Consider the following 18,412-nt stretch of genomic DNA (forward strand, 5'->3'; position numbering starts at 1 on the left):
GCGGTTACAATTGCAATTGTTCACGTATTTCACCATATGAGAAAGAGGTGCGCAGATGAAGAAACGGGCGATACTGCTGCTTGCGATGATGCTGATCGTCGTAGCGGCGCTGGCAGCATGCAGCGGCAATTCGGGGGGCAACTCGGGTGCCGGCCAAGGAGACAATTCGGGTACCGGCTCCGGGGGGGATTCGGGGAATACCGGCAAGAACGCCGGCGGCGATTCTTCCGGATCAAACTCTGCGGGCGAGGCGGATGATGGCGGGGGTGCGGCGAAAGACAAGGCGTTCACGATTCGCGCCGGCGCCTGGTTCATTGACGAGCGGGGGCATCAGGTGGCATTCAAGAAAGCGGTGGAAGAAGGATACAAGAAGCTGTATCCGAACGCCACGATCCAATGGGACATTACGCTCGGCTCGACGTACTTCGATAAGCTGAAGGCGCAGTTCGCTTCCGATACGGCGCCGGACGTGACGTTCTACCAGACGCTTGACTATGCGAAAGCGGGCAATCTGATGGACTTGTCCGGCGAGCCCTGGGTAAGCCGGATGAACGAAGCCGCCAAGAAGGACCCGACGTTATCCTACGAGGGCAAGCTGTTCGGCGCGCCGGGAGCCGGCAACATCGGCGGCGGGATCTGGTTCAACAAGGATCTGTTCGACAAGCTGGGCATTCAGCCGCCCAAGACGGTCCAGGAGTTCCTTGACGCCTGCGAGAAAATCAAAGCGGACGGCAAGACGCCGATCGCGCTCGGGTTCAAGGATTTGTGGACGGCGAACATGTTTCTGATGAACTGGCTGCAGTCCTACACGTTCCCGACCGATGCGGATTACGGCATGAAGCTGTATGACGGAACGGTGGCGTTCGACGATGCCGTCATACAGAAGGTGTATCAGCATGTAGACACGATGAAGGGCAAAGGGTACTTCAATAAGAACGCGCTCAGCATCGACTGGCCGCAATCGGCGCAGCTGTTCGCTTCCGGCGAGGCCGCGATGATCGTGCAAGGGCCTTGGATGCCTTCGGCTAACGCCGAAAATATCGAGAAAGGCGGCTATGACAAGTTTCAGATCGGCTTCTTCCCGTTCATGGACGAGGGGGGCAAGAGCAGCCTGACCTTCGCTTCCGGCACGGGACTCGGTATCAATGCCAAGACGAAGCTGGTTCAGGAGTCCAAGGATTTGGTCGCGCTCATGCTAAGCCCGGAGGTTATGGCGCCATGGCTGGAAGGCGAAGGCGGCCTGCCGATGTTTACCGACGTGAATGTGAAATTCGCCGATCCTGTCATGGATACGGTGAAGCAGTACTTGGATGGCGGACTTACGCTTCCATACGGGCTGACCGCCTTCATGCCGACCAGCAGCGCAAACGCGATGGTCGATGTGCTCACGAAGGTCGTCTCCGGCGTCAAGTTCAATCCGGCGGATCTGAAGTCCGCACAGGATGCCATGGCTAAGGATAAAGCGGCGGTCGTGCTGCCGCAATTCTAATGAACGTACGGCATGCCGCCCGGTCCGGGGCCGGCAAGCCGCTCCGCGTCCGGACGCAGCCGCTGCGTCCGGGACGCCCCATCATTTCGGAGAGGGAATGCAACCATGAATCTGAACCGCAAGCAATATATGGCGTCGATCCTCTTTTTGATCCCGGCCGCCGCGATCTTTATCCTGTTTTTCTATGTCCCTTTTCTGCAGAGTATCTATTATTCGTTCACCGATTGGAACGGTATCGGCAAGCCGAGGTTCATTGGGTGGGCGAATTATGCGCATATCTGGAAAGATCCGCATATGACGGACGGACTGTGGAACTCGCTCAAGATGGCGGCGTTCGGCCTTGTCGTGCAGAATCCGCTGGCGCTGCTCGCCGCGGTGCTGCTCAATCGCCGGTTCCGCACGCGCGCATTCATTCGAACGGCGTTCTACTTGCCGGTCATCATCAGCCTGGTCGTCGCTTCCGTCGTCTGGGGGCAGATGCTGCAATACGACGGATTGATCAATGAGGTGATGGTCCGTATCGGTCTTGAATCCATCACCGAGGATTGGCTCGGCAATGTGAGGACGTCCTTCCCCGCCATTATTCTGCTGACGCAGTGGCAGGCCATCGGTTACTGCGCCATTATTTATCTGGCCGGTCTGCAGGCAATTCCTCAAGAAATGTACGAGGCTGCGGATATCGAGGGGGCCAGGGGCTGGTCGCTGTTCCGCTATATTACGCTGCCGATGCTGATGCCCGCCGTCACCATCGTGCTGTTCCTGACGGTCGTAGGCTCGCTCAAGCTGTTCGACCTGCCGTACATTCTGACTAACGGCGGTCCCGGCACCTCGTCGTATACGCTGTTCCTGGCCGTCTACAATGCCGCATTCAAGGATAACAACTACGGGTACGCCACCGCTGGGGGCATCGTGCTTGCGATCTTCATTGTCATCGTGTCGGTCGTGCAGCTATCCGCTACGAGGCGCAAGGAGGTCGAGCTCTAGTGAACGGATCCAGACGGGCTTCCTTCGGGACGGAAATCGCGCTGCTCTTCGTCTCGCTTCTCTTTCTCCTGCCGGTCCTGTACCTGGCGACGATGTCATTCAAGGAACCTCGAATATTCTATAAGCCGCTTGAGCTCCCGGACCGGCTGTATCTGGATTATTACAAAGAGGCGCTGGGGACCGAATTTTTCCGCAGTCTGCTTAACTCCCTGCTTGTTACGGCAGGCGGCTTGGCGCTGACGATCTTCGTCGCTTCGATGGCGGGGTACGTGCTCGCAAGGCGCAAGGAGCGGGTGTTCCAGTTGTTCTTCTACCTGTTCATGTCGGGCATGATCATTCCGACGGTCGGGTCGCTGATTCCGCTGTTCAAGCTGGCGACCTTCCTGCATTTGATCAATACGCGGACGCTGCTCGTCCTCTTGTATACGGCCGGATTTATCCCCTTCGCATCCTTCCTCTATTCGGCGTTCACCAAGTCGATTCCCCGGGAGCTCGAGGAGTCGGCGAATATCGATGGCTGCGGATCGCTGCGGATGTTCTGGGTCATCATTTTTCCGCTGCTGCTTCCTGCGACCGGGACCTTTATTCTAACGAATGTTTACGGAGTCTGGAACGATTTTCTGACACCGCTGATCTTCCTCAACTCTCCCGAGAAAATGACGCTGATGCCGATGATCGTTCAATTTATGTTCAATAAGCAGTCGATTAACTTCGGTCCGGTGTTCGCGATCAGCGTTCTGGCCATGCTGCCGCTGCTGCTGATGTTCGTGCTGACGCAAAAGCACATGCTGCGGGGGCTCGTCATGGGGTCGGTTAAAGGGTAGGCGGATGAATGAAGAGGAGGATGAGGTCTTATGGACGGCGGCTACGAAGTAGCGGTCTACTATTTTCCGCAGTGGCATGCGGATCCGAAGAACGAGGCAAGCAAGGGGAAGGGGTGGACGGAATGGCCGTCGCTGCGCGCAGCGAAGCCCCGGTTCCCCGGGCATGAGCAGCCGAAGACGCCGCTCTGGGGGGAGATCGACGAAGCCGATCCCCGCGTTTCGGAGATGCAGGTCGATGCGGCAGCCGACCATGGCATCACGGCGTTTCTGTACGATTGGTACTGGGATATGGGCGGCGGTGAAGGGCCTTTCCTGCAGCGGGCGCTGGAGGAAGGGTATCTGCAGGCGGGCAACTCCAGCCGGCTGAAGTTCGCGCTGATGTGGGCGAACCATAATGAAGTGTCGCGGGAGAGGTTCGACGCCATGACCGATTACATCGTCCGTCAATATTTCGGTTACGATCATTATTTGACGATCGGGGGCAAGCTCTACTTCTCCATCTATGAGTGCATGACGCTCGTGAAGGGGCTGGGCGGCATCGAGGAAACGGCCGCCGCCCTGGCCGATTTCCGCCGCAAGACGGTAGCCGCCGGGTACGCCGGCCTTCACCTCAATTTGGTGGAATGGGGATTGAATCCGCGCCATGCGGCTATTATCGGCAGTGACGCGAACGCGCTGATGGCCCGGCTCGGGATCGACAGCGTCACCTCCTACGTCTGGCTGCATCATCTCGAGCCGGAGTCCTTCCCGGACGCCGATTATGCCGGGTGGGCCGATGAAGCGACGGCGATGTGGGATGGGCTGCAGGCGCAATTTGCCTCCGTTCCCTATTACCCGAACGTGACGATGGGCTGGGACCCCAGCCCGCGATGCGATCCGGATCAGCCGTATGTCAGAGGGGAGTATCCGTATACCCCGATTGCTGCAGGCAATACGCCGGAGGCGTTCGAAGGCGCGCTGCGGAAAGCGAAAGCCTATGTGGACCGCATGCGCCTGAGCCCTCCGATGTTGACGATATACGCCTGGAACGAATGGACGGAAGGAGGGTATCTGGAGCCGGACACCACGCACGGCATGGCTTATTTGGAAGCGATTCGAAACGTATTCAAGCCTTGAACGCATTTTGGCCAAAGGAGTGAGAATGATTGATCGCGATGAAGAAACGGCTGGCCGGCCTGACGGCATCCATAATGGCGCTTAGCCTGCTGCTGCTTATCCCCGCCGGCAGCGTCTGGGCGGAGACCGCCAAGATGTACAGCGAAGCGCCTGATTCCGCCTATCTCGTATCGAAGGGAAGCGAAGTTATCGGGCTAAGCGGCATGGTATTCAATGACGGGGATCCGGTCGGCATAACGGACGGCAACCCGGCCACGATGGCGGGCGGCAAAGAGACCGTTGATTTTTACTTGGATCTGGGGCGGACGCAGCCGCTCAATTACGTGCGGATTCTGTACAACCGGATGTGGGACGGCATGAATGAGATCTATGTTTCGAATGACGGCCAGAGCTGGGGGAAACCGGTCGTTAGCGGCGACGGGGCAGCCCACGAGTATATGAAAGACACGGCAGCCACGGACGGGGAGAAGCAGCCCAATGAACTGGGCGCCCTGCTGCCGGACGGGACGGAAGGACGGTACGTCCGGCTGACGGCCAAGAGCTGGGCCAATTTCTACGAAGTGGAGGTCTATTCCCCGCAGGAGCCGCCGTACGCGGACACGGCCTATCGCGAGCCGCCGGCGGGCTCGCGCATCGTTTCGCAGGGAGCTGCCGTCACCGGCTATAACAGCATGAAATTCAATGACGGCGCCCCGGTCAATATAACGGACGGCAGCCCCGCCACGATGGCGGGCGGGTACGGCAAGGTCGACTTCTATGTCGATCTTGGGCGCGAGCTGACGCTCGATTACGTCCAGGTGCTGTTCAACCGGTTCTGGAACGGCACGAACAAAATCTATGTCTCCGGCGATGCCGTGAACTGGACGCGGGTCCTCAGCGGCAATGGAGGCGAGCATGAATATTTGAAGGATCAGTCTGCGACGAATGGGGAGAAGCAGCCCAATGAGCTTGGGGCGGCGCTTCCGGAAGGAACGAAGGGCCGGTATGTCCGGTTCATCGCCCGCGACTGGGCGAATCTGTACGAATTCCGGGTGTATTCCTCCGAGACGATCCCGGCCGAGCGCATTACGGTTCAAGGCCCGCCGAAGCCGGAGGTCGTGAACGGCTTGTCGATGAAGCTGAAGGCTGCTATCGAGCCCGCATCCGCCACGGACCGTTCGGTCGCCTGGAGCGTTGCCCCTAAGGAAGGCTCGGGCGGCGATGCAATCATCGATGCCAATACCGGCCTCTTGACCGCGAAATCGCCGGGCATCGTGACGGCGACGGCGACGGCTGCCGACGGTTCAGGTATCGCGGGCTCTGCGGATATCGTTATTCTGCCCGAAGCCGAGACATGGCGCGAGCTGGAATTCGCTCTGGAGAGCCTCGCGGCGTACGACAATCCGTTCCTGGATGTCGATGCGACCGCGACCTTCACCGGGCCAAGCGGAGAGATATTGACCCGGCCGGCATTCTGGGACGGGGGCGGCACGTGGAAGGTCCGGTTCGCCCCGACGTCGGCGGGCGAATGGACGGTGACGACGGCTTCGAATCAGCCCGGCGACGCGGGCTTGAACCGAAGCGAGCCGATCGCGTTCACGGCCGTTCCGTATGACGGCCCTCTGGAAGTTTACAAGCGCGGCTTCTTGAAGGCCGATGGAGGCAAGCGGTATTTCACGTACGGCGACGGCACGCCATTCTTCTATCTGGGCGACACGCACTGGCTGATGCCGGATGAAGACTTCGAAGCCTCGAATGTCGACGGCATCGGTTCGCAGTTCAAATACGCGGTCGATCATCGCGTCAGCCAAGGCTATACCGTCTATCAATCGGAGCCGCTGTATGCGAACGGCATGGGATTGAACGTGTCGAGCGGCATTGCCGCGGACAGCTTGGCCAAACTCGCCGATATCGACCGCAAATTCCAATATGTGGCCGATGCCGGGCTGGTCCATGCGAACGTCGCATTGACGTTCACGAGCGTGCTGAACGTGACCGATCCCGATCTGCTGCAGCGCCTGGGACGGTATTGGCAGGCGAGATACGGCGCCTATCCGGTGCTGTGGACGACCGCCCAGGAGATCGATCCGCGGTTCGGCAATATCGATCCGCAGTACTGGCAGCTCGTCGCCAAGGGGATCCATGACAGCGATGCCTACAAGCATCCGCTGACCGCTCATATGGCGGCAGTCGCGTCGTTCGAGACGACCTGGGGCGACAAGCCTTATCATTCCTGGTTCGCGGCGCAGGTGCTGACGCTGACCAAGGAGTTCTACCAATCGTTCATGGCCTACCCGGCCGTCAAACCGGTCGTGACGTACGAAACGGGCTACGAGCATAACAGCACGACGACCGAGTATGCGCGCAAGGCGCCGTACATCGCTTTCCAGAACGGCTCCTTCGGCTTCGGCTACGGGGCGCAGGGGGTTTGGGCCATCAACCATTCCCCGGATGACTGGTTTCACTACGGTCCTTATTACCGTTGGTTCGACGGGTTGAATGCGCAGGCTGGAAGCCAGATGACGTACTTCAAGAGCTTCTACTCGGATCTGGAGTGGTGGAGGCTGACGCCGGTATTCGGCGATACGTCCTATGCCGACTTTGCGGCCCAAGGCCAATCGTTCCTGGCCGTCGACAGCAGCCGGACGTATGCGGCCTACTTTGCCGACACGACGAAGAAGCGGACGGGTACGCTGAAGCGGATGGCGGATACGACGTATAAGGCGCAGTGGTACAACACCAGAACCGGGGAATATACGCTGATTTCCGATGCGGTGGTTCCGATAAACGGACAATGGACCGTACCCGAGAAGCCGGACGAGAACGACTGGATGCTGCTCGTCACCTCCGCCGAATCCGCGCTTGCGCCCAAGCTGGTCGTATCCAGTGCCGATAACGCCACGACGATCTTCACGCAGCACGGTTCACTGCAGATGTCGGCGTCCGTCGCGGGCGAGGATCGGACGGACGAAATGGATTGGAGCGTCACGGGACTGGACGGCTCGGAGACCCTGTCAGCTGCCATCGATGCCGGCGGTTTGCTGACCGCATCGGGGAACGGGATCGTCCGCGTCATCGCTGCGGCGAAAGACGGCAGCGGATCGTCGGCCTCTAAGACGGTCATCCTCACCCGTCAGGATCAGAGCGAGCCGCCGGCCAAGGCGGAGAAAATTACGGTCAAGGACGGAGGCAACCGTCAGATGCTCGCTTATTTCGAACCGGCGGATTCGCTGGATCAGCGGGTGGAATGGGCGGTCTATGAGGCGGATGGCGTAACGCCTACCGACAAGGCGCAAATCAGCGAAGTCGGCGTCGTCTACTTGCTTGAGGAAGGAACGGTAAAGGTTGTCGCGACGGCGATGGACGGCTCGGGTACGAGCGGCTACTACGACTATACGATCAAATTCAACGACAAAATCATCAATCCGTTATTCGAGGGGGCAACCGTTACCGCATCATCGACGGACTACCGCAACGATTACCGGCCGATCAAGGCGATTACGAGCAACCACGGGGATTGGGCGGGCTGGACGTCCGGCCTGGACGGCGGGACATCCTACGATAATCCGCAATGGCTCCAGGTGGCGTTCAAGCAGCCGACGACCTTCAATCATGTGGAGGTGTATTCGACCAAAGGCTTCCAGATGAAGGATTTCGACGTTCAATATTGGGATGGGACGCAGTGGATCACGCTCTACTCGGTGAAAGGCAATGAATCCGAGGCGGTCAAGGCGCTCATTCCGGATGTGACGACGGAGAAGATCAGAGTCATCAGCTACAAAGGCGATGCGCTTGGCATTTCCCGCATCAGCGCCATCGAAGTATATCAGGATGAGCAGTCGCATGATGCCAGGCTGAAGGCCATCACCGTCGGAGGCAGCCCGGTGCAAGGCTTCGAACCGGGGAAAGCCGGCTACGAGACGAAGCTTCCCGCAGGCACGTCGGCCGTACCGGTCGTCCAAGCGGCCGCCATGGATCCGAAAGCCTCCGTGGCGGTTACGCAAGCCGGATCGACGTCGGGCAAGGCGACGATCGAGGTAACGGCCGAGGATGGGGTGACGAAGAAGGTTTACGAGGTGCGTCTATCGGTCGAGCCGGGAAGCTATTGGCCTGGTCCCATAACGGCTCCGGGTTCGGGATTAGAACCGGAGACAAACCCGGATACGAAGACGGACCCGGCCGAGGAGCCGGACTCGGGACAGCAGCCGCAGCCGGAAGGTCCGGACCGTGAAGCAAAGCTGACCGATGTGCCGGGCAGCCACTGGGCAGCCGACAGCATACATCAGGCCATCCGGCTCGGTATTGTGACCGGCTATGAAGACGGAACGTTCAAGCCGGATAAGGAAGTCACTCGGGCGGAGTTCGTCGCCATGCTGGTGCGGGCGTTGAAGCTGCCGGTAGGCGATGCGGCTCCGATTGGGTTCACGGATGCCGGCAGTATTGCGAAGTGGGCGAAGCCTTACATCGCGAAGGCCGTGGAGAGGGGAATGATTACCGGTTATGCCGACGGCTCCTTCCGGCCGGACTCGACGATGACGAGGACGGAGATGGCGGCGCTTATGGCGCGCGCGGCCGGCCTGCATGTGCCGGAGGCCGGTTCGGCCACGCCCGGATTCGCGGATGGCGACCGGATTCCGAAATGGGCGATCCCTTACGTGGCGGCTGCTGCGGATGCCAGCTTGATCAAGGGCGTGGGCAATAACCGCTTCGATCCGGCCGGCATCGTCACAAGAGCACAGGCGGTCACGATAATAATGGCGATGTTGAATCGCCGGTAGTTCCCCCGACGTAGACATCCTCGCAAGCTCGGGCGACTCTGCCATTACGATGTCTTATCCCTCGCAAAGATCCACAACCCGCCGGGTTGTGGATCTTTCGTTTCCGCCTCAAGAAGATGCCTTTCTTTACCTATGCCATACCCTCAGCGCCCAGGCGCTCTCTTGGCTTTGGAGCAGGTCAGGCAATAGCGGCGGCCGTATGCTCTGCCGTATCGGACGATTCTGCGGATGCTCGCCGGATTGTCCAGCTTGGTGAACGGGCAGGGATCCGGGCGGGTATTGACTTCCAGAATCCACGGCTTCAGATTGCGGTCGACGGCAATATCGAGCCCGAGCTCGTTCATGGCCGGATAGGCATGGCCAAACTGAGCCGCTGTCAGTCTAGCCAGATGATTCATATGACTTTGAAGCCGAGACGATTTCTGTTTGCCCGTAATCGGATTCAACAAGGCCGCTGCCTGGAAGATGGTGCCGCCTTGACTCCCGTTGGAGACGATTTTGCGCGGATGGGCGACTCGGCCGGCCGTTCCGGTGCATTCCCATTGCCGGAAAGGGTTCTTCTGAATCATGATGCGAAAGTCGAACGGACGGCCGTCGTGCCGCAGCACATGAATGCCCTTCTGAATCAAGTAGCGCCTGCCGCCGATTCTCTTCTGCAAGGAATGGAACATCGTCTGGAAGGCCGGGAAGACAAATACCTGCGCCCCGCTTTGGTAGCGGTAGCCGTCCGACTTCTTCTCCACCCGCATGACCCCGATGCCCATCGATCCCGCATCCGGCTTCACGTAAACCATCCGGTATTGCTCCAGCATGGCAAGCAGCTGTCCGCGATTGAACGGCCGGGTGGACGGAACATGCTTCGCCAGCTCCTTGCTGCGAAGGACGACTCTCGTCTTCGTCAGCTTGCTGGACACAGCTTGGGTGCTGCTCGTCTTCTTCTTCACGGCGGTATTCCCCTCGCTTAAGGTTAAGGTGATTGATGTTTCATCATACGAAGGAAGCGGTCCATTGGCGATCAACCTGCATCAATTTTCCTGCCAGGCTCCCGCCCGCGCATCCGGGGATCCGAACAAGAACGAACGCCGCAGGGGAGGCTGACATATGGTATACAATCAATAAATTCGCATAAATCGGCAAGTCACATATGGGGAGAGGGGAAGGGGCTCATGCCTGCAGCATGGAAGCAACTGATCGACCGGATGGGGCAGCGCTTCCCTTGGTATATCCGGCAGCTTGGCGCACAGGAGAATCATGGCGCAGCGGCGGGTGCGAAGTCGTTGGAACGGTTTCCGCTGATAACGGCATCTGTGCTGGAGACCTATTATTATACGGATAACAATCCGTTGGCTGAGCTTCACGGCGTGAACCGTTACCGGACCTCGGGCACGAGCTCCGGCCGGCGCAAGACGATCTTCTACTCGGAGCAGGACGAAGAAGCCTATCTGCGCATTAAGCTGGATGTGTTCAAGACGATTCTCGAGCCTTACCGCTATCGGTCGGCGATGGCCGATATGGGGACGGGGCATGCAGAGGCGACGGCTGTTGAAGTATTCCGCCAATTAGGCATGGAGGCCGGCTCGCTGTCGTTCCGGCTGCCGGTCGAACAGCATATCAAGCAGCTGGAACGGATGAAGCCGGAGGTGCTCTATACGATGCCCTCCATACTGGACCGGATCCTGCTGGCGGCGGACGATCCGGCGGCATTCGGCATTCGGCATGTCCTGTTGGTCGGCGAAATCGCTTCGCCGGGCTGGATGCAGCGGGCGGCGGAACGATTGAATATCGGAGCAGAGCATATTACGGATACGTACGGCTCCATCGAAATCGGCACGATCGCTTATTTCTCCCATCGCCACGGGCGGTATTTGTTTGCGGAGGGAATTATCGCCGAAGGTATAGGCACGGAAGCGCTTGGCGAGGAAGCCGAGCCGCTGTGCCCAGACGAGGAACAGGTGCTTGTGCTGACCTCGACGGTGAGGGAATCGTTTCCCGCGCTGCGCTACGTCACCTACGATGTCGTGCGCGACCTGCGGCCCATTATGGTGGACGGGTCGCCCAGGCAAAGCTTTCAAAGCATCGTGAAACGAATCGGTCCGGACTTGAAGCACGGCGAAAAAATAAGCATCTACGATATCGAGGATGTGGTCTACCAGCATATAAGGGAAGCGGTCGTCCGCGTAACCGTGAATGGGAATGCGCTTAGCGTCTGCGTGTACAGCCCTGCGGCGACAGAGGAGGTGCTGGGGCGTATCCGGGTACAGCTGGAGAGCCGGATTCCCGCAATCGGCCTGATGATCCAAAATGGCATACTGGACGGCATTCAGGTCATCGGAGGCATCTTCGACGATTCGCTTAACCGCAGCTCCGTGAAGAACAAAAAAATCTTCTATACGTGAGGAAGGATGACTGTGAGGCTCGACGGAGGTATCACCGAAGCGATCGGCAGGACACCGCTTATTCGGCTGCAGCAGCTGTTCCGTCATGAACCGTTCGAAGTATACGGCAAGCTGGAGTGGATGAATCCGGGAGGCAGCGCCAAAGACAGGCCCGCGCTGTACATGCTTCGCGAAGCGATCCGGCGGGGCGAAGTGACCGGCGGCAGCGTTATCGTGGAATCGAGCTCCGGCAATTTGGCCATCAGTCTGGCGCAGCTGTGCCGTTATTCGGGGCTCCGATTCATCTGCGTGGTCGACCCGCGGACAACGGAGCAGCATAAGCAGATTATCCGCAGCTTTGGCGGCGAAATTGATTTGGTGACGCAGCCGGATGCGCTGACCGGGGAATTTCTGCCCGCGCGGATTCAGCGGGTGAAGGAGCTGCTGCGGCAAATACCAGGGGCGTACTGGACGAATCAGTATGGCAATCCGGACAATGCGCTGGCTCATAGCGAAACCACGATGCAGGAAATCGGGGAACAGCTCGGGGCGGCGGACTACTTGTTCTGCGGGGTCAGCTCCTGCGGCACGATCCGCGGCTGCATGGAATACATTCGGAGCCGGAAGTGGCCGACGAAGATCGTTGCGGTCGACGCGGAGGGCAGCATTCTGTTCGGGGGAGAGAAGGGAACGCGGCGATTCCCGGGTCTTGGCGCTGCGAAGATACCGGATCTGTACCGCCAAGATATGGCGGATCTCGTAATAAAGGTATCGGACGCCGACTGCGTTGAGGGCTGCCGGGATCTGATCCGGCACGAAGCGATTCTCGCCGGGGCGTCGTCTGGCGGCGTCATTGCGGCCATTCGCAGGATCGGCGGCAGCATCCCGGACGGGTCGGTATGCGCGGCGATCCTTCCCGATCGGGGCGAGCGGTACCTGGATACGGTATTCAATGACGAATGGGTACGACGGGAGCTGGGCTTAACGATATCGACGCTTGCAGAGGGGTTAGAATGATGATGTATTTGAATGATGGCCATATCCGTGACATGGGCACGGATTGGAGGCATCTCACCGACATCGTAGAGGAAACCGTGCGGACAAGAGAGCGAGGGGAATGCGCCAGCCCGCTAAAAACCTATTTGCGGTTCCATGATCCCGCCAATCGGATCATCGCGACGCCGGCCTTCGTAGGCGGATCGACCGCGATGGCGGGCATCAAGTGGATCGCCGGATTTCCGGATAACAGCCGCTATGGACTGCCGAGGGCGCATAATACGATTATTCTTAATGATCCTGCAACAGGCCAGCCTGCCGCATTCATTCACAGCGGTCTGCTGAATGGCTTGCGGGCGGCGGCTGTCAGCGGTCTTATGCTTCGCGCTTACGCGGAAGCAAGACCTTCCGCGGAGCTGAGGCTGGGCATTATCGGATGGGGCCCGATCGGCCGGCTGCATCTCGACATGTGCGCGGATTTGTTCGGGAGCAAGCTGAAGCAGGTCATATTATACGATCTGAAAGGGATTGAACCGGACACCGTACCCGGACATTTGCGGGCAATCACGAAGATTGCAGACAATTGGAGAGAGCTGTACCGGCAAGCAAACATCATTGCGACTTGCACCGTATCCCCTGAACGGTATATTGACGAGAAGCCGCCTGCGGGGACGCTGCTGCTTAACGTATCGCTGAGAGACTATATGCCCGAAAGCGTTGCGGGGATAACAACGGTCATTGTGGACGATTGGCATGAGGTGTGCCGCGAGAACACCGATATCGAACAGCTCCATCGCCGTTATGGCCTGACCGAATCTGACGTACGCACGATAACGGACGTCGTATGCCGGGGCGGGATGGCTGAATTCGCCGCGGATACGCCGGTATTCTTCAATCCGATGGGGCTCGGCGTGTTCGATATCGCCATTGCCGCGTATTATTACCTGCAAGCCAAGCAGCTTGGCAGGGGTGTGCGGCTGGAAGAGTGAACCTGACGTTCCGGAAGACAGCTTGACCGAAGCCGCTTTCGTCAAGAGTCCCAAGCGATAGAGCCTGAACGTTCGCTTAATCGGATTCAACCGACACTTGTTCAACCCCTGACCGCAAGCAACCGCAACCGCGAAAGGTTGTGGTTGTTTGCATGTTCAACGTAATGCTGTCCTTCGTGAAAAAACTTGACTCTTACGTATACTGGAGACTTTATACTTATCGTTGAGAGGGGGAGAGCTTGATGTACAGCATAGGGCAGCTGTCCGAGAAGACGAACATATCCATTAGAACACTGAGATATTATGATGAGATCGGGTTATTAAAGCCTGCCAAGGTGGCTGATTCAGGCTACCGTTACTACTCAAATGAGGAGCTCAGCTTGCTCCAGCATATAACGGCGTTGAAGGAGCTGGGCTTTACGCTGGCATCCATCAAGGAACTACTTTCCGTTTCCGCAGGAAAAGAATCGCAAGAGAACCGTTGGAGAACGTATCTGGAATTTGAACTGGCGGCGGTGGCGGAAGAAAAGAAGCGTCTGGACGAGATGGAGAAGCTGCTGCGGACGGCCAGACATGCCTTCGAGATGAAGGGAGAGGTCGACGCGGAGGATATTTTTCTCTTCATTAAAGCGCTGCGGTCACCTTCCGAGCCCAGAGAAACGTTTCTTGCCCAGCATTTTACGGATCGTGAAATTAAGATCATTAAAGAACTGCCGGACCTTAGCGCTAACGATCCTCGAAGCATGGAGTGGGCGAGATTGATACGGAAGGTCAAGGAGCATCTCCATGAGCCTCCGTCCTCTAGCAATTCCCAGAATCTCGCGGCACAAATCGTAGAGGTTTCCATGGAGTGGTTTCAGCAGGATGAGCGGCTCATTGAGAAGTATTGGTCGATGATCCGTCCCGAAGAAGGGATGGAAACGAAAGTGTACGGAATGGATGCCGATGTCATGGATTATATCGATCGAATCGTGGATCTGTATTTGCAGCACCTGCAGGAAGGAGACAGCCATGGCAGTTAAACCAGATAAGCAATTAAGCGAGGCGAGAGCGTGGACGTATGTGCTTGCAGGAGGACTGTTGGAAATCGTGTGGGCAAGCGGGTTCAAATACGAGGCCATTCCCAGCATTGTCGTTCTCGTCTCCCTGCTGGCAAGCTTCGATTTAATTATTAGGGCTGCCAAGGTGTTACCGGTTGGCACAGTATACGCCGTATTTGCGGGGATGGGAACTTTGGGGACGACGATTGTGGAAATCGTGATGTCCGGCGGTGCCGTAAGCGCGCTGCGGATTGCTTTCATCCTCCTGCTGCTAGCGTGTATCATCGGTTTGAAATTGTCGAGTAAAGGAAGTGAGGCCTGATGGATTGGATGCTGCTCATTGCGGCGGGACTGTTGGAAATTATCGGGGTAATCGGTATAAAACGCGTAGCCCATAATAACAACTGGACCAATAACATCATCCTGATCGGCGGATTCTTGATTAGCTTCCAACTGCTTGTCAGGGCGATGGAAACCATACCGCTGGCAACGGCTTATGCGGTTTGGACAGGAATCGGAACCGTCGGAGCTGCCATTGTCGGGATGATCTTCTTCAAGGAGCCGAAGAGCTGGCTCCGGATCGGCTGCATGCTTGGGGTTATTTTCTCTGTCGTGGGCTTAAAGATGGTTAGTTGACCTTGGATATCATAAGAATCCCATTGTCTTCATAATGGAGCCATCATTCGCATTGATGATGGCTCTATTTGCGATGGATTGAGGCCATAGCCGTCTTAATAGGAATCCTGACGCTTCACTCGCATTTTGAATATGTTATCGCACCTGATTCCAATCCCTGTATGTCGCAGAATTCCGCCGGCGCTAAGCAGGCAAACCAATGTTTGGGATAAAAAATAATTTAAGCTGCCTTAATCAAACAAGTCCGCTGCCGTATTGAGGCGGCGGACTTGTTTCCTTGCGCCGTATTCGATTATTCAGCTGCTTCCCATTCTTTAATTTGCTGTTTGTACTGTTCGAGCAGCTCGCTAAGCGCATGCTTTATCGTCGCGGAATTCTCTGTTTGAATGGCTTGCGCCAGCTTGATTTCCGCTTTGATAAAGGTCAGATCGGCATCGTTGTCCTCAATGGCGACCGCTGTCGCCATAAGAGCCTCTTTAGAGGCAATTGGTTTACTGCTTTTCGTAAGCGTAACGGATGCATCTGAAGCGTTAAGGGAAGAAATCTCAATCTCAGCCTCGGAGATGTTGAGTTCCTTCGCAGAGCTAGCTGAAGCAGAAGAGAGCTTGATTTTTTCTGCTTTTCCAGCGTCTGTTGAAGCCACAGGCGCCGCTTCGACTATAGAATAGGCTGCGGTCAAGTTCTTGCCGACTGTTTTCTCATAGCGATCCAATGTCTTTGTCCAGTCTTCCAAGGTGTCGGGTGCGTATTTCTTGGCTACGTCCAACGGGTTAGTGAAGCTGTCGACAACAGATATCGTTTTCGTTAAATCTGCGAAAGGATGGGAAGCCTTCTTTTGCGCGGCTTGGATTTCTGCTGGCTTTGTACTGGCAGCATTCGAAATTGCAGGACCGGCAACGGTGGACAATAATAATGCGGAAGAAAGGGCAACTCTGGAAATAATAAGCTTGTGGTTCATGGTTTCACGCTCCTAATGGGTTTGTCTTACTTGTTTTACTTTACAGAAGGGGCATGGCAGAAGATTGGTGCTTTTGTGGAAAAACGATGGCACGGCCCAATTGGAGGCGGCGGCTTGCTATACTTGTTAAAGATAGAATCGGGAGGTAATGAAGGTGAACAGCAATTATCGAATCGCCATTGTGGACGATGATCAACATATACGGAATCTGGTTGAAGTTTATTTGAAGAAGGAAAACTATCAAACGATTGGCCTCGAGAGTGCCGAGGAAGCATGGGAGTTATGGACAAGCCATCCTCCCGACCTATGGGTGCTGGATATTATGCTGCCGGGCATAGACGGCTATGAGTTATGCAGACGGATACGGAATGAAGAGGACGTCCCCATTATTATGATTTCGGCTAAGGACACCGAGGTGGATAAAATATTGGGTCTGGAGCTGGGAAGCGACGATTATTTAGTCAAACCTTTCAGTCCGCGCGAGCTGGTGGCCCGCATCAAGCGCCAGCTTCAGCGATGGTATAAATATAGCCGTACGGAGGATAGCGCTCCGAACGCTTCCGCCAAAATTGAAGCGGGCCATCTTCAATTGATGCCGGAGGAGCGGCGCATCTTCTGGCAGGGCGAGGAAGTGGACATGACGAGCAAGGAATTCGCCATGCTCCACGTTTTTGCCTTGAATCCGAATCGCGCTTTTACGAGAGCAGATTTGCTGACGCTTGTCTGGGGCGACGATTATGTCGGGAGCGATCGTGCCGTCGATCATCTCATTAAACGGATACGCAAAAAAATCGAGCATTTACCCATTGAGTCGGTATGGGGACATGGCTATCGAATGAGAACGGATGGGAGTGTTCAATCATGAAGCTCGTTCACCAAATGAATCTGGCTTTCGGTATCGCGCTCGTGATCGTCTTATCCATAACGGCGGTCTTGATTCACTATGTATTATTAGACCATTTCATGGGGGCACAGATGGCGGATTTGAAGATGATGGGGAATACGATGAGCGCTACCCTGAAGGCGTCTTCCGGACCCGCAACTTACGAGAAGCTGCCTGTTATCGCTTCGATAGATTCGTCTGTCAACTCTAGCACGGCAGCCATTATTAGTGATACGCAAGGCAATATTGTGGAAGGCCCGCTATCGTTCACATCAAGACCGATCGCGCCTAGCTTGAAGGAATCGGAGTCGTTCTCTAATTTGCAGCAAATATGGGATGGGACGGATGAACGGTTTCTAGTCGAAGTAAACGCCATACCTCAAGGAACATTGACGCTCCTTACCCCAATCAGCAAAATCAAAGAAATCGAGCAGGCGCTGCTTGGAAGACTGCTCCTTGTATTTTGCGTTGGGGGCGTGCTCATGCTGGTCCTCAGCCAGTTGATTACCGGAAAACTAATCAAGCCGCTTATGAAATTGAAAGAGGAATTAGCGAAAGTGAAGGGGCGCAAATTCGCGAAGGTGAATCTGGTGAAAGCAGGAGGTGAGATCGGCTCCGTTGCTCGGACGGTATACGAAATGGCCGGGGAATTGAATCGATTTAACCGTGCGCAGAAGCAATTTTTCCAGAATGCGTCCCATGAACTGAAAACGCCGCTTATGTCCATTGCAGGATATACGGAGGGAATACGAGATGGCGTATTTGACGAAGAGGGTATCCGTAAAGGCTTGGACATTATTCTCAGCGAAAGCGGCCGACTAAGTAAAATCGTCACGGAGATGACGCTATTAGCCAAGCTGGACAGCGAGGAGGATGTGTACAAGCCCGAGTTGGTATGTTTGAATGAACTGTTGACGGAGGCCGTTGAACGGCTTAATCCTGTACTTGTCAAAAAGAATATCATCCTGCACCCCTTCTTCAGTGAACAGAAGAGAATGATGATTCACGCTGACCGGGACAAGCTGCTGCAAGCGCTGCTCAATGTGGTCGCCAATGCCATTCGGCATGCCAATAAACATATTTATATATACGCCGCCATGAACAAAGGCCGCATCGAAATATCGGTGTCCGATGATGGCAGCGGCATACCGGACGACCTTCTTCCGTATTTGTTTCACCGCTTCGTGAAGGGGAAGGAGGGCGAATCAGGACTGGGACTCGCCATTTCGCGCGCCATTGTGGAGCGATGCGGGGGGATGATTACGGCTAATAACCGCAAGGAGGGAGGGGCGGTATTCTCTCTTGGATTTCCATTAGCCGCAGCGGCTTAGAAGAGCGGCGCTATTAAACAGACCGTCCATAGGG

The 18,412-nt window shown here is 56.5% G+C and carries 15 protein-coding genes; 13 read left to right on the forward strand and 2 right to left on the reverse strand.

The features are described 5' to 3' along the window. Positions 1-55: 55 nt before the first annotated feature. The 5 genes from L1F29_RS01875 (at position 56) to L1F29_RS01895 (ending at position 9,170) form a co-directional block, all read left to right on the forward strand. On the forward strand, positions 56-1,489 hold the full coding sequence (locus L1F29_RS01875; protein ID WP_258386714.1) for an ABC transporter substrate-binding protein: 1,434 nt from the start codon (positions 56-58) through the stop codon (positions 1,487-1,489). A 105-nt stretch (positions 1,490-1,594) separates the two neighbouring features. Continuing rightward, a complete protein-coding gene (locus L1F29_RS01880; protein WP_258386715.1) occupies positions 1,595-2,473 on the forward strand; it encodes a carbohydrate ABC transporter permease in 879 nt (292 codons plus the stop codon). Further along, the gene (locus L1F29_RS01885) at positions 2,473-3,297 is read left to right on the forward strand and encodes a carbohydrate ABC transporter permease (protein ID WP_258386716.1); all 825 of its coding nucleotides are present in this window, start codon (positions 2,473-2,475) and stop codon (positions 3,295-3,297) included. The genes L1F29_RS01880 and L1F29_RS01885 overlap by 1 nt, the downstream gene beginning before the upstream one ends. A gap of 30 nt (positions 3,298-3,327) precedes the next feature. After that, positions 3,328-4,413 carry a glycoside hydrolase family 99-like domain-containing protein gene (locus L1F29_RS01890; RefSeq protein WP_258386717.1) on the forward strand — a complete coding sequence of 362 codons (1,086 nt, stop codon included), beginning with the start codon at positions 3,328-3,330 and terminating at the stop codon, positions 4,411-4,413. Between the two features lie 38 nt (positions 4,414-4,451). Next, positions 4,452-9,170 carry an S-layer homology domain-containing protein gene (locus L1F29_RS01895; protein WP_258389576.1) on the forward strand — a complete coding sequence of 1,573 codons (4,719 nt, stop codon included), beginning with the start codon at positions 4,452-4,454 and terminating at the stop codon, positions 9,168-9,170. A gap of 143 nt (positions 9,171-9,313) precedes the next feature. Here L1F29_RS01895 and L1F29_RS01900 read toward each other — a convergent pair whose 3' ends face one another. Continuing rightward, entirely contained in the window at positions 9,314-10,114 is an 801-nt protein-coding gene (locus L1F29_RS01900; RefSeq protein ID WP_258386718.1) for a YheC/YheD family protein, read from the reverse strand. A gap of 222 nt (positions 10,115-10,336) precedes the next feature. Here L1F29_RS01900 and L1F29_RS01905 point away from each other — a divergent pair, with 222 nt between their 5' ends. The 6 genes from L1F29_RS01905 to L1F29_RS01930 all read left to right on the forward strand — a co-directional run bounded on the left by L1F29_RS01905 (position 10,337) and on the right by L1F29_RS01930 (position 15,206). Then, positions 10,337-11,566 (forward strand): phenylacetate--CoA ligase family protein, encoded by a 1,230-nt coding sequence (locus tag L1F29_RS01905; protein ID WP_258386719.1) that lies wholly within the window; start codon positions 10,337-10,339, stop codon positions 11,564-11,566. A 6-nt stretch (positions 11,567-11,572) separates the two neighbouring features. Then, entirely contained in the window at positions 11,573-12,562 is a 990-nt protein-coding gene (gene sbnA, locus L1F29_RS01910) for a 2,3-diaminopropionate biosynthesis protein SbnA (RefSeq protein ID WP_373876468.1), read from the forward strand. After that, positions 12,562-13,530: a 2,3-diaminopropionate biosynthesis protein SbnB gene (locus L1F29_RS01915; RefSeq protein WP_258386721.1), complete on the forward strand. Its 969-nt coding sequence runs from the start codon at positions 12,562-12,564 to the stop codon at positions 13,528-13,530. The genes sbnA and L1F29_RS01915 overlap by 1 nt, the downstream gene beginning before the upstream one ends. Before the next feature lie 242 nt (positions 13,531-13,772). Then, positions 13,773-14,552 (forward strand): MerR family transcriptional regulator, encoded by a 780-nt coding sequence (locus L1F29_RS01920; protein WP_258386722.1) that lies wholly within the window; start codon positions 13,773-13,775, stop codon positions 14,550-14,552. Then, a complete protein-coding gene (locus L1F29_RS01925; RefSeq protein ID WP_258386723.1) occupies positions 14,542-14,892 on the forward strand; it encodes a DMT family transporter in 351 nt (116 codons plus the stop codon). Before L1F29_RS01920 ends, L1F29_RS01925 begins: the two co-directional genes overlap by 11 nt. Next, positions 14,892-15,206: a DMT family transporter gene (locus L1F29_RS01930; protein ID WP_258386724.1), complete on the forward strand. Its 315-nt coding sequence runs from the start codon at positions 14,892-14,894 to the stop codon at positions 15,204-15,206. Before L1F29_RS01925 ends, L1F29_RS01930 begins: the two co-directional genes overlap by 1 nt. A gap of 292 nt (positions 15,207-15,498) precedes the next feature. On the opposite strand, the gene L1F29_RS01935 is transcribed toward L1F29_RS01930, so the two are convergent. Beyond that, on the reverse strand, positions 15,499-16,164 hold the full coding sequence (locus L1F29_RS01935; protein WP_258386725.1) for a hypothetical protein: 666 nt from the start codon (positions 16,162-16,164) through the stop codon (positions 15,499-15,501). Between the two features lie 154 nt (positions 16,165-16,318). On the opposite strand from L1F29_RS01935, the gene L1F29_RS01940 reads away from it, so the two are divergent. Together L1F29_RS01940 and L1F29_RS01945 are read left to right on the forward strand one after the other, a co-directional pair. Beyond that, positions 16,319-17,029: a response regulator transcription factor gene (locus L1F29_RS01940; RefSeq protein WP_258386726.1), complete on the forward strand. Its 711-nt coding sequence runs from the start codon at positions 16,319-16,321 to the stop codon at positions 17,027-17,029. Continuing rightward, on the forward strand, positions 17,026-18,378 hold the full coding sequence (locus tag L1F29_RS01945; protein WP_258386727.1) for a sensor histidine kinase: 1,353 nt from the start codon (positions 17,026-17,028) through the stop codon (positions 18,376-18,378). The genes L1F29_RS01940 and L1F29_RS01945 overlap by 4 nt, the downstream gene beginning before the upstream one ends. The last annotated feature ends 34 nt before the right edge of the window (positions 18,379-18,412 follow it).

The organism is Paenibacillus spongiae (assembly GCF_024734895.1).
GTDB lineage: Bacteria > Bacillota > Bacilli > Paenibacillales > Paenibacillaceae > Paenibacillus_Z > Paenibacillus_Z spongiae.

Coding starts and splice junctions, on each gene's coding strand:
- L1F29_RS01935 (WP_258386725.1), bottom strand. CDS start 16,164: ATGAACCACAAGCTTATTATTTCCAGAGTTGCCCTTTCTTCCGCATTA.
- L1F29_RS01890 (WP_258386717.1), top strand. CDS start 3,328: ATGGACGGCGGCTACGAAGTAGCGGTCTACTATTTTCCGCAGTGGCAT.
- L1F29_RS01895 (WP_258389576.1), top strand. CDS start 4,452: ATGAAGAAACGGCTGGCCGGCCTGACGGCATCCATAATGGCGCTTAGC.
- L1F29_RS01945 (WP_258386727.1), top strand. CDS start 17,026: ATGAAGCTCGTTCACCAAATGAATCTGGCTTTCGGTATCGCGCTCGTG.
- L1F29_RS01920 (WP_258386722.1), top strand. CDS start 13,773: ATGTACAGCATAGGGCAGCTGTCCGAGAAGACGAACATATCCATTAGA.
- sbnA (WP_373876468.1), top strand. CDS start 11,573: ATGACTGTGAGGCTCGACGGAGGTATCACCGAAGCGATCGGCAGGACA.
- L1F29_RS01925 (WP_258386723.1), top strand. CDS start 14,542: ATGGCAGTTAAACCAGATAAGCAATTAAGCGAGGCGAGAGCGTGGACG.
- L1F29_RS01915 (WP_258386721.1), top strand. CDS start 12,562: ATGATGTATTTGAATGATGGCCATATCCGTGACATGGGCACGGATTGG.
- L1F29_RS01875 (WP_258386714.1), top strand. CDS start 56: ATGAAGAAACGGGCGATACTGCTGCTTGCGATGATGCTGATCGTCGTA.
- L1F29_RS01905 (WP_258386719.1), top strand. CDS start 10,337: ATGCCTGCAGCATGGAAGCAACTGATCGACCGGATGGGGCAGCGCTTC.
- L1F29_RS01880 (WP_258386715.1), top strand. CDS start 1,595: ATGAATCTGAACCGCAAGCAATATATGGCGTCGATCCTCTTTTTGATC.
- L1F29_RS01930 (WP_258386724.1), top strand. CDS start 14,892: ATGGATTGGATGCTGCTCATTGCGGCGGGACTGTTGGAAATTATCGGG.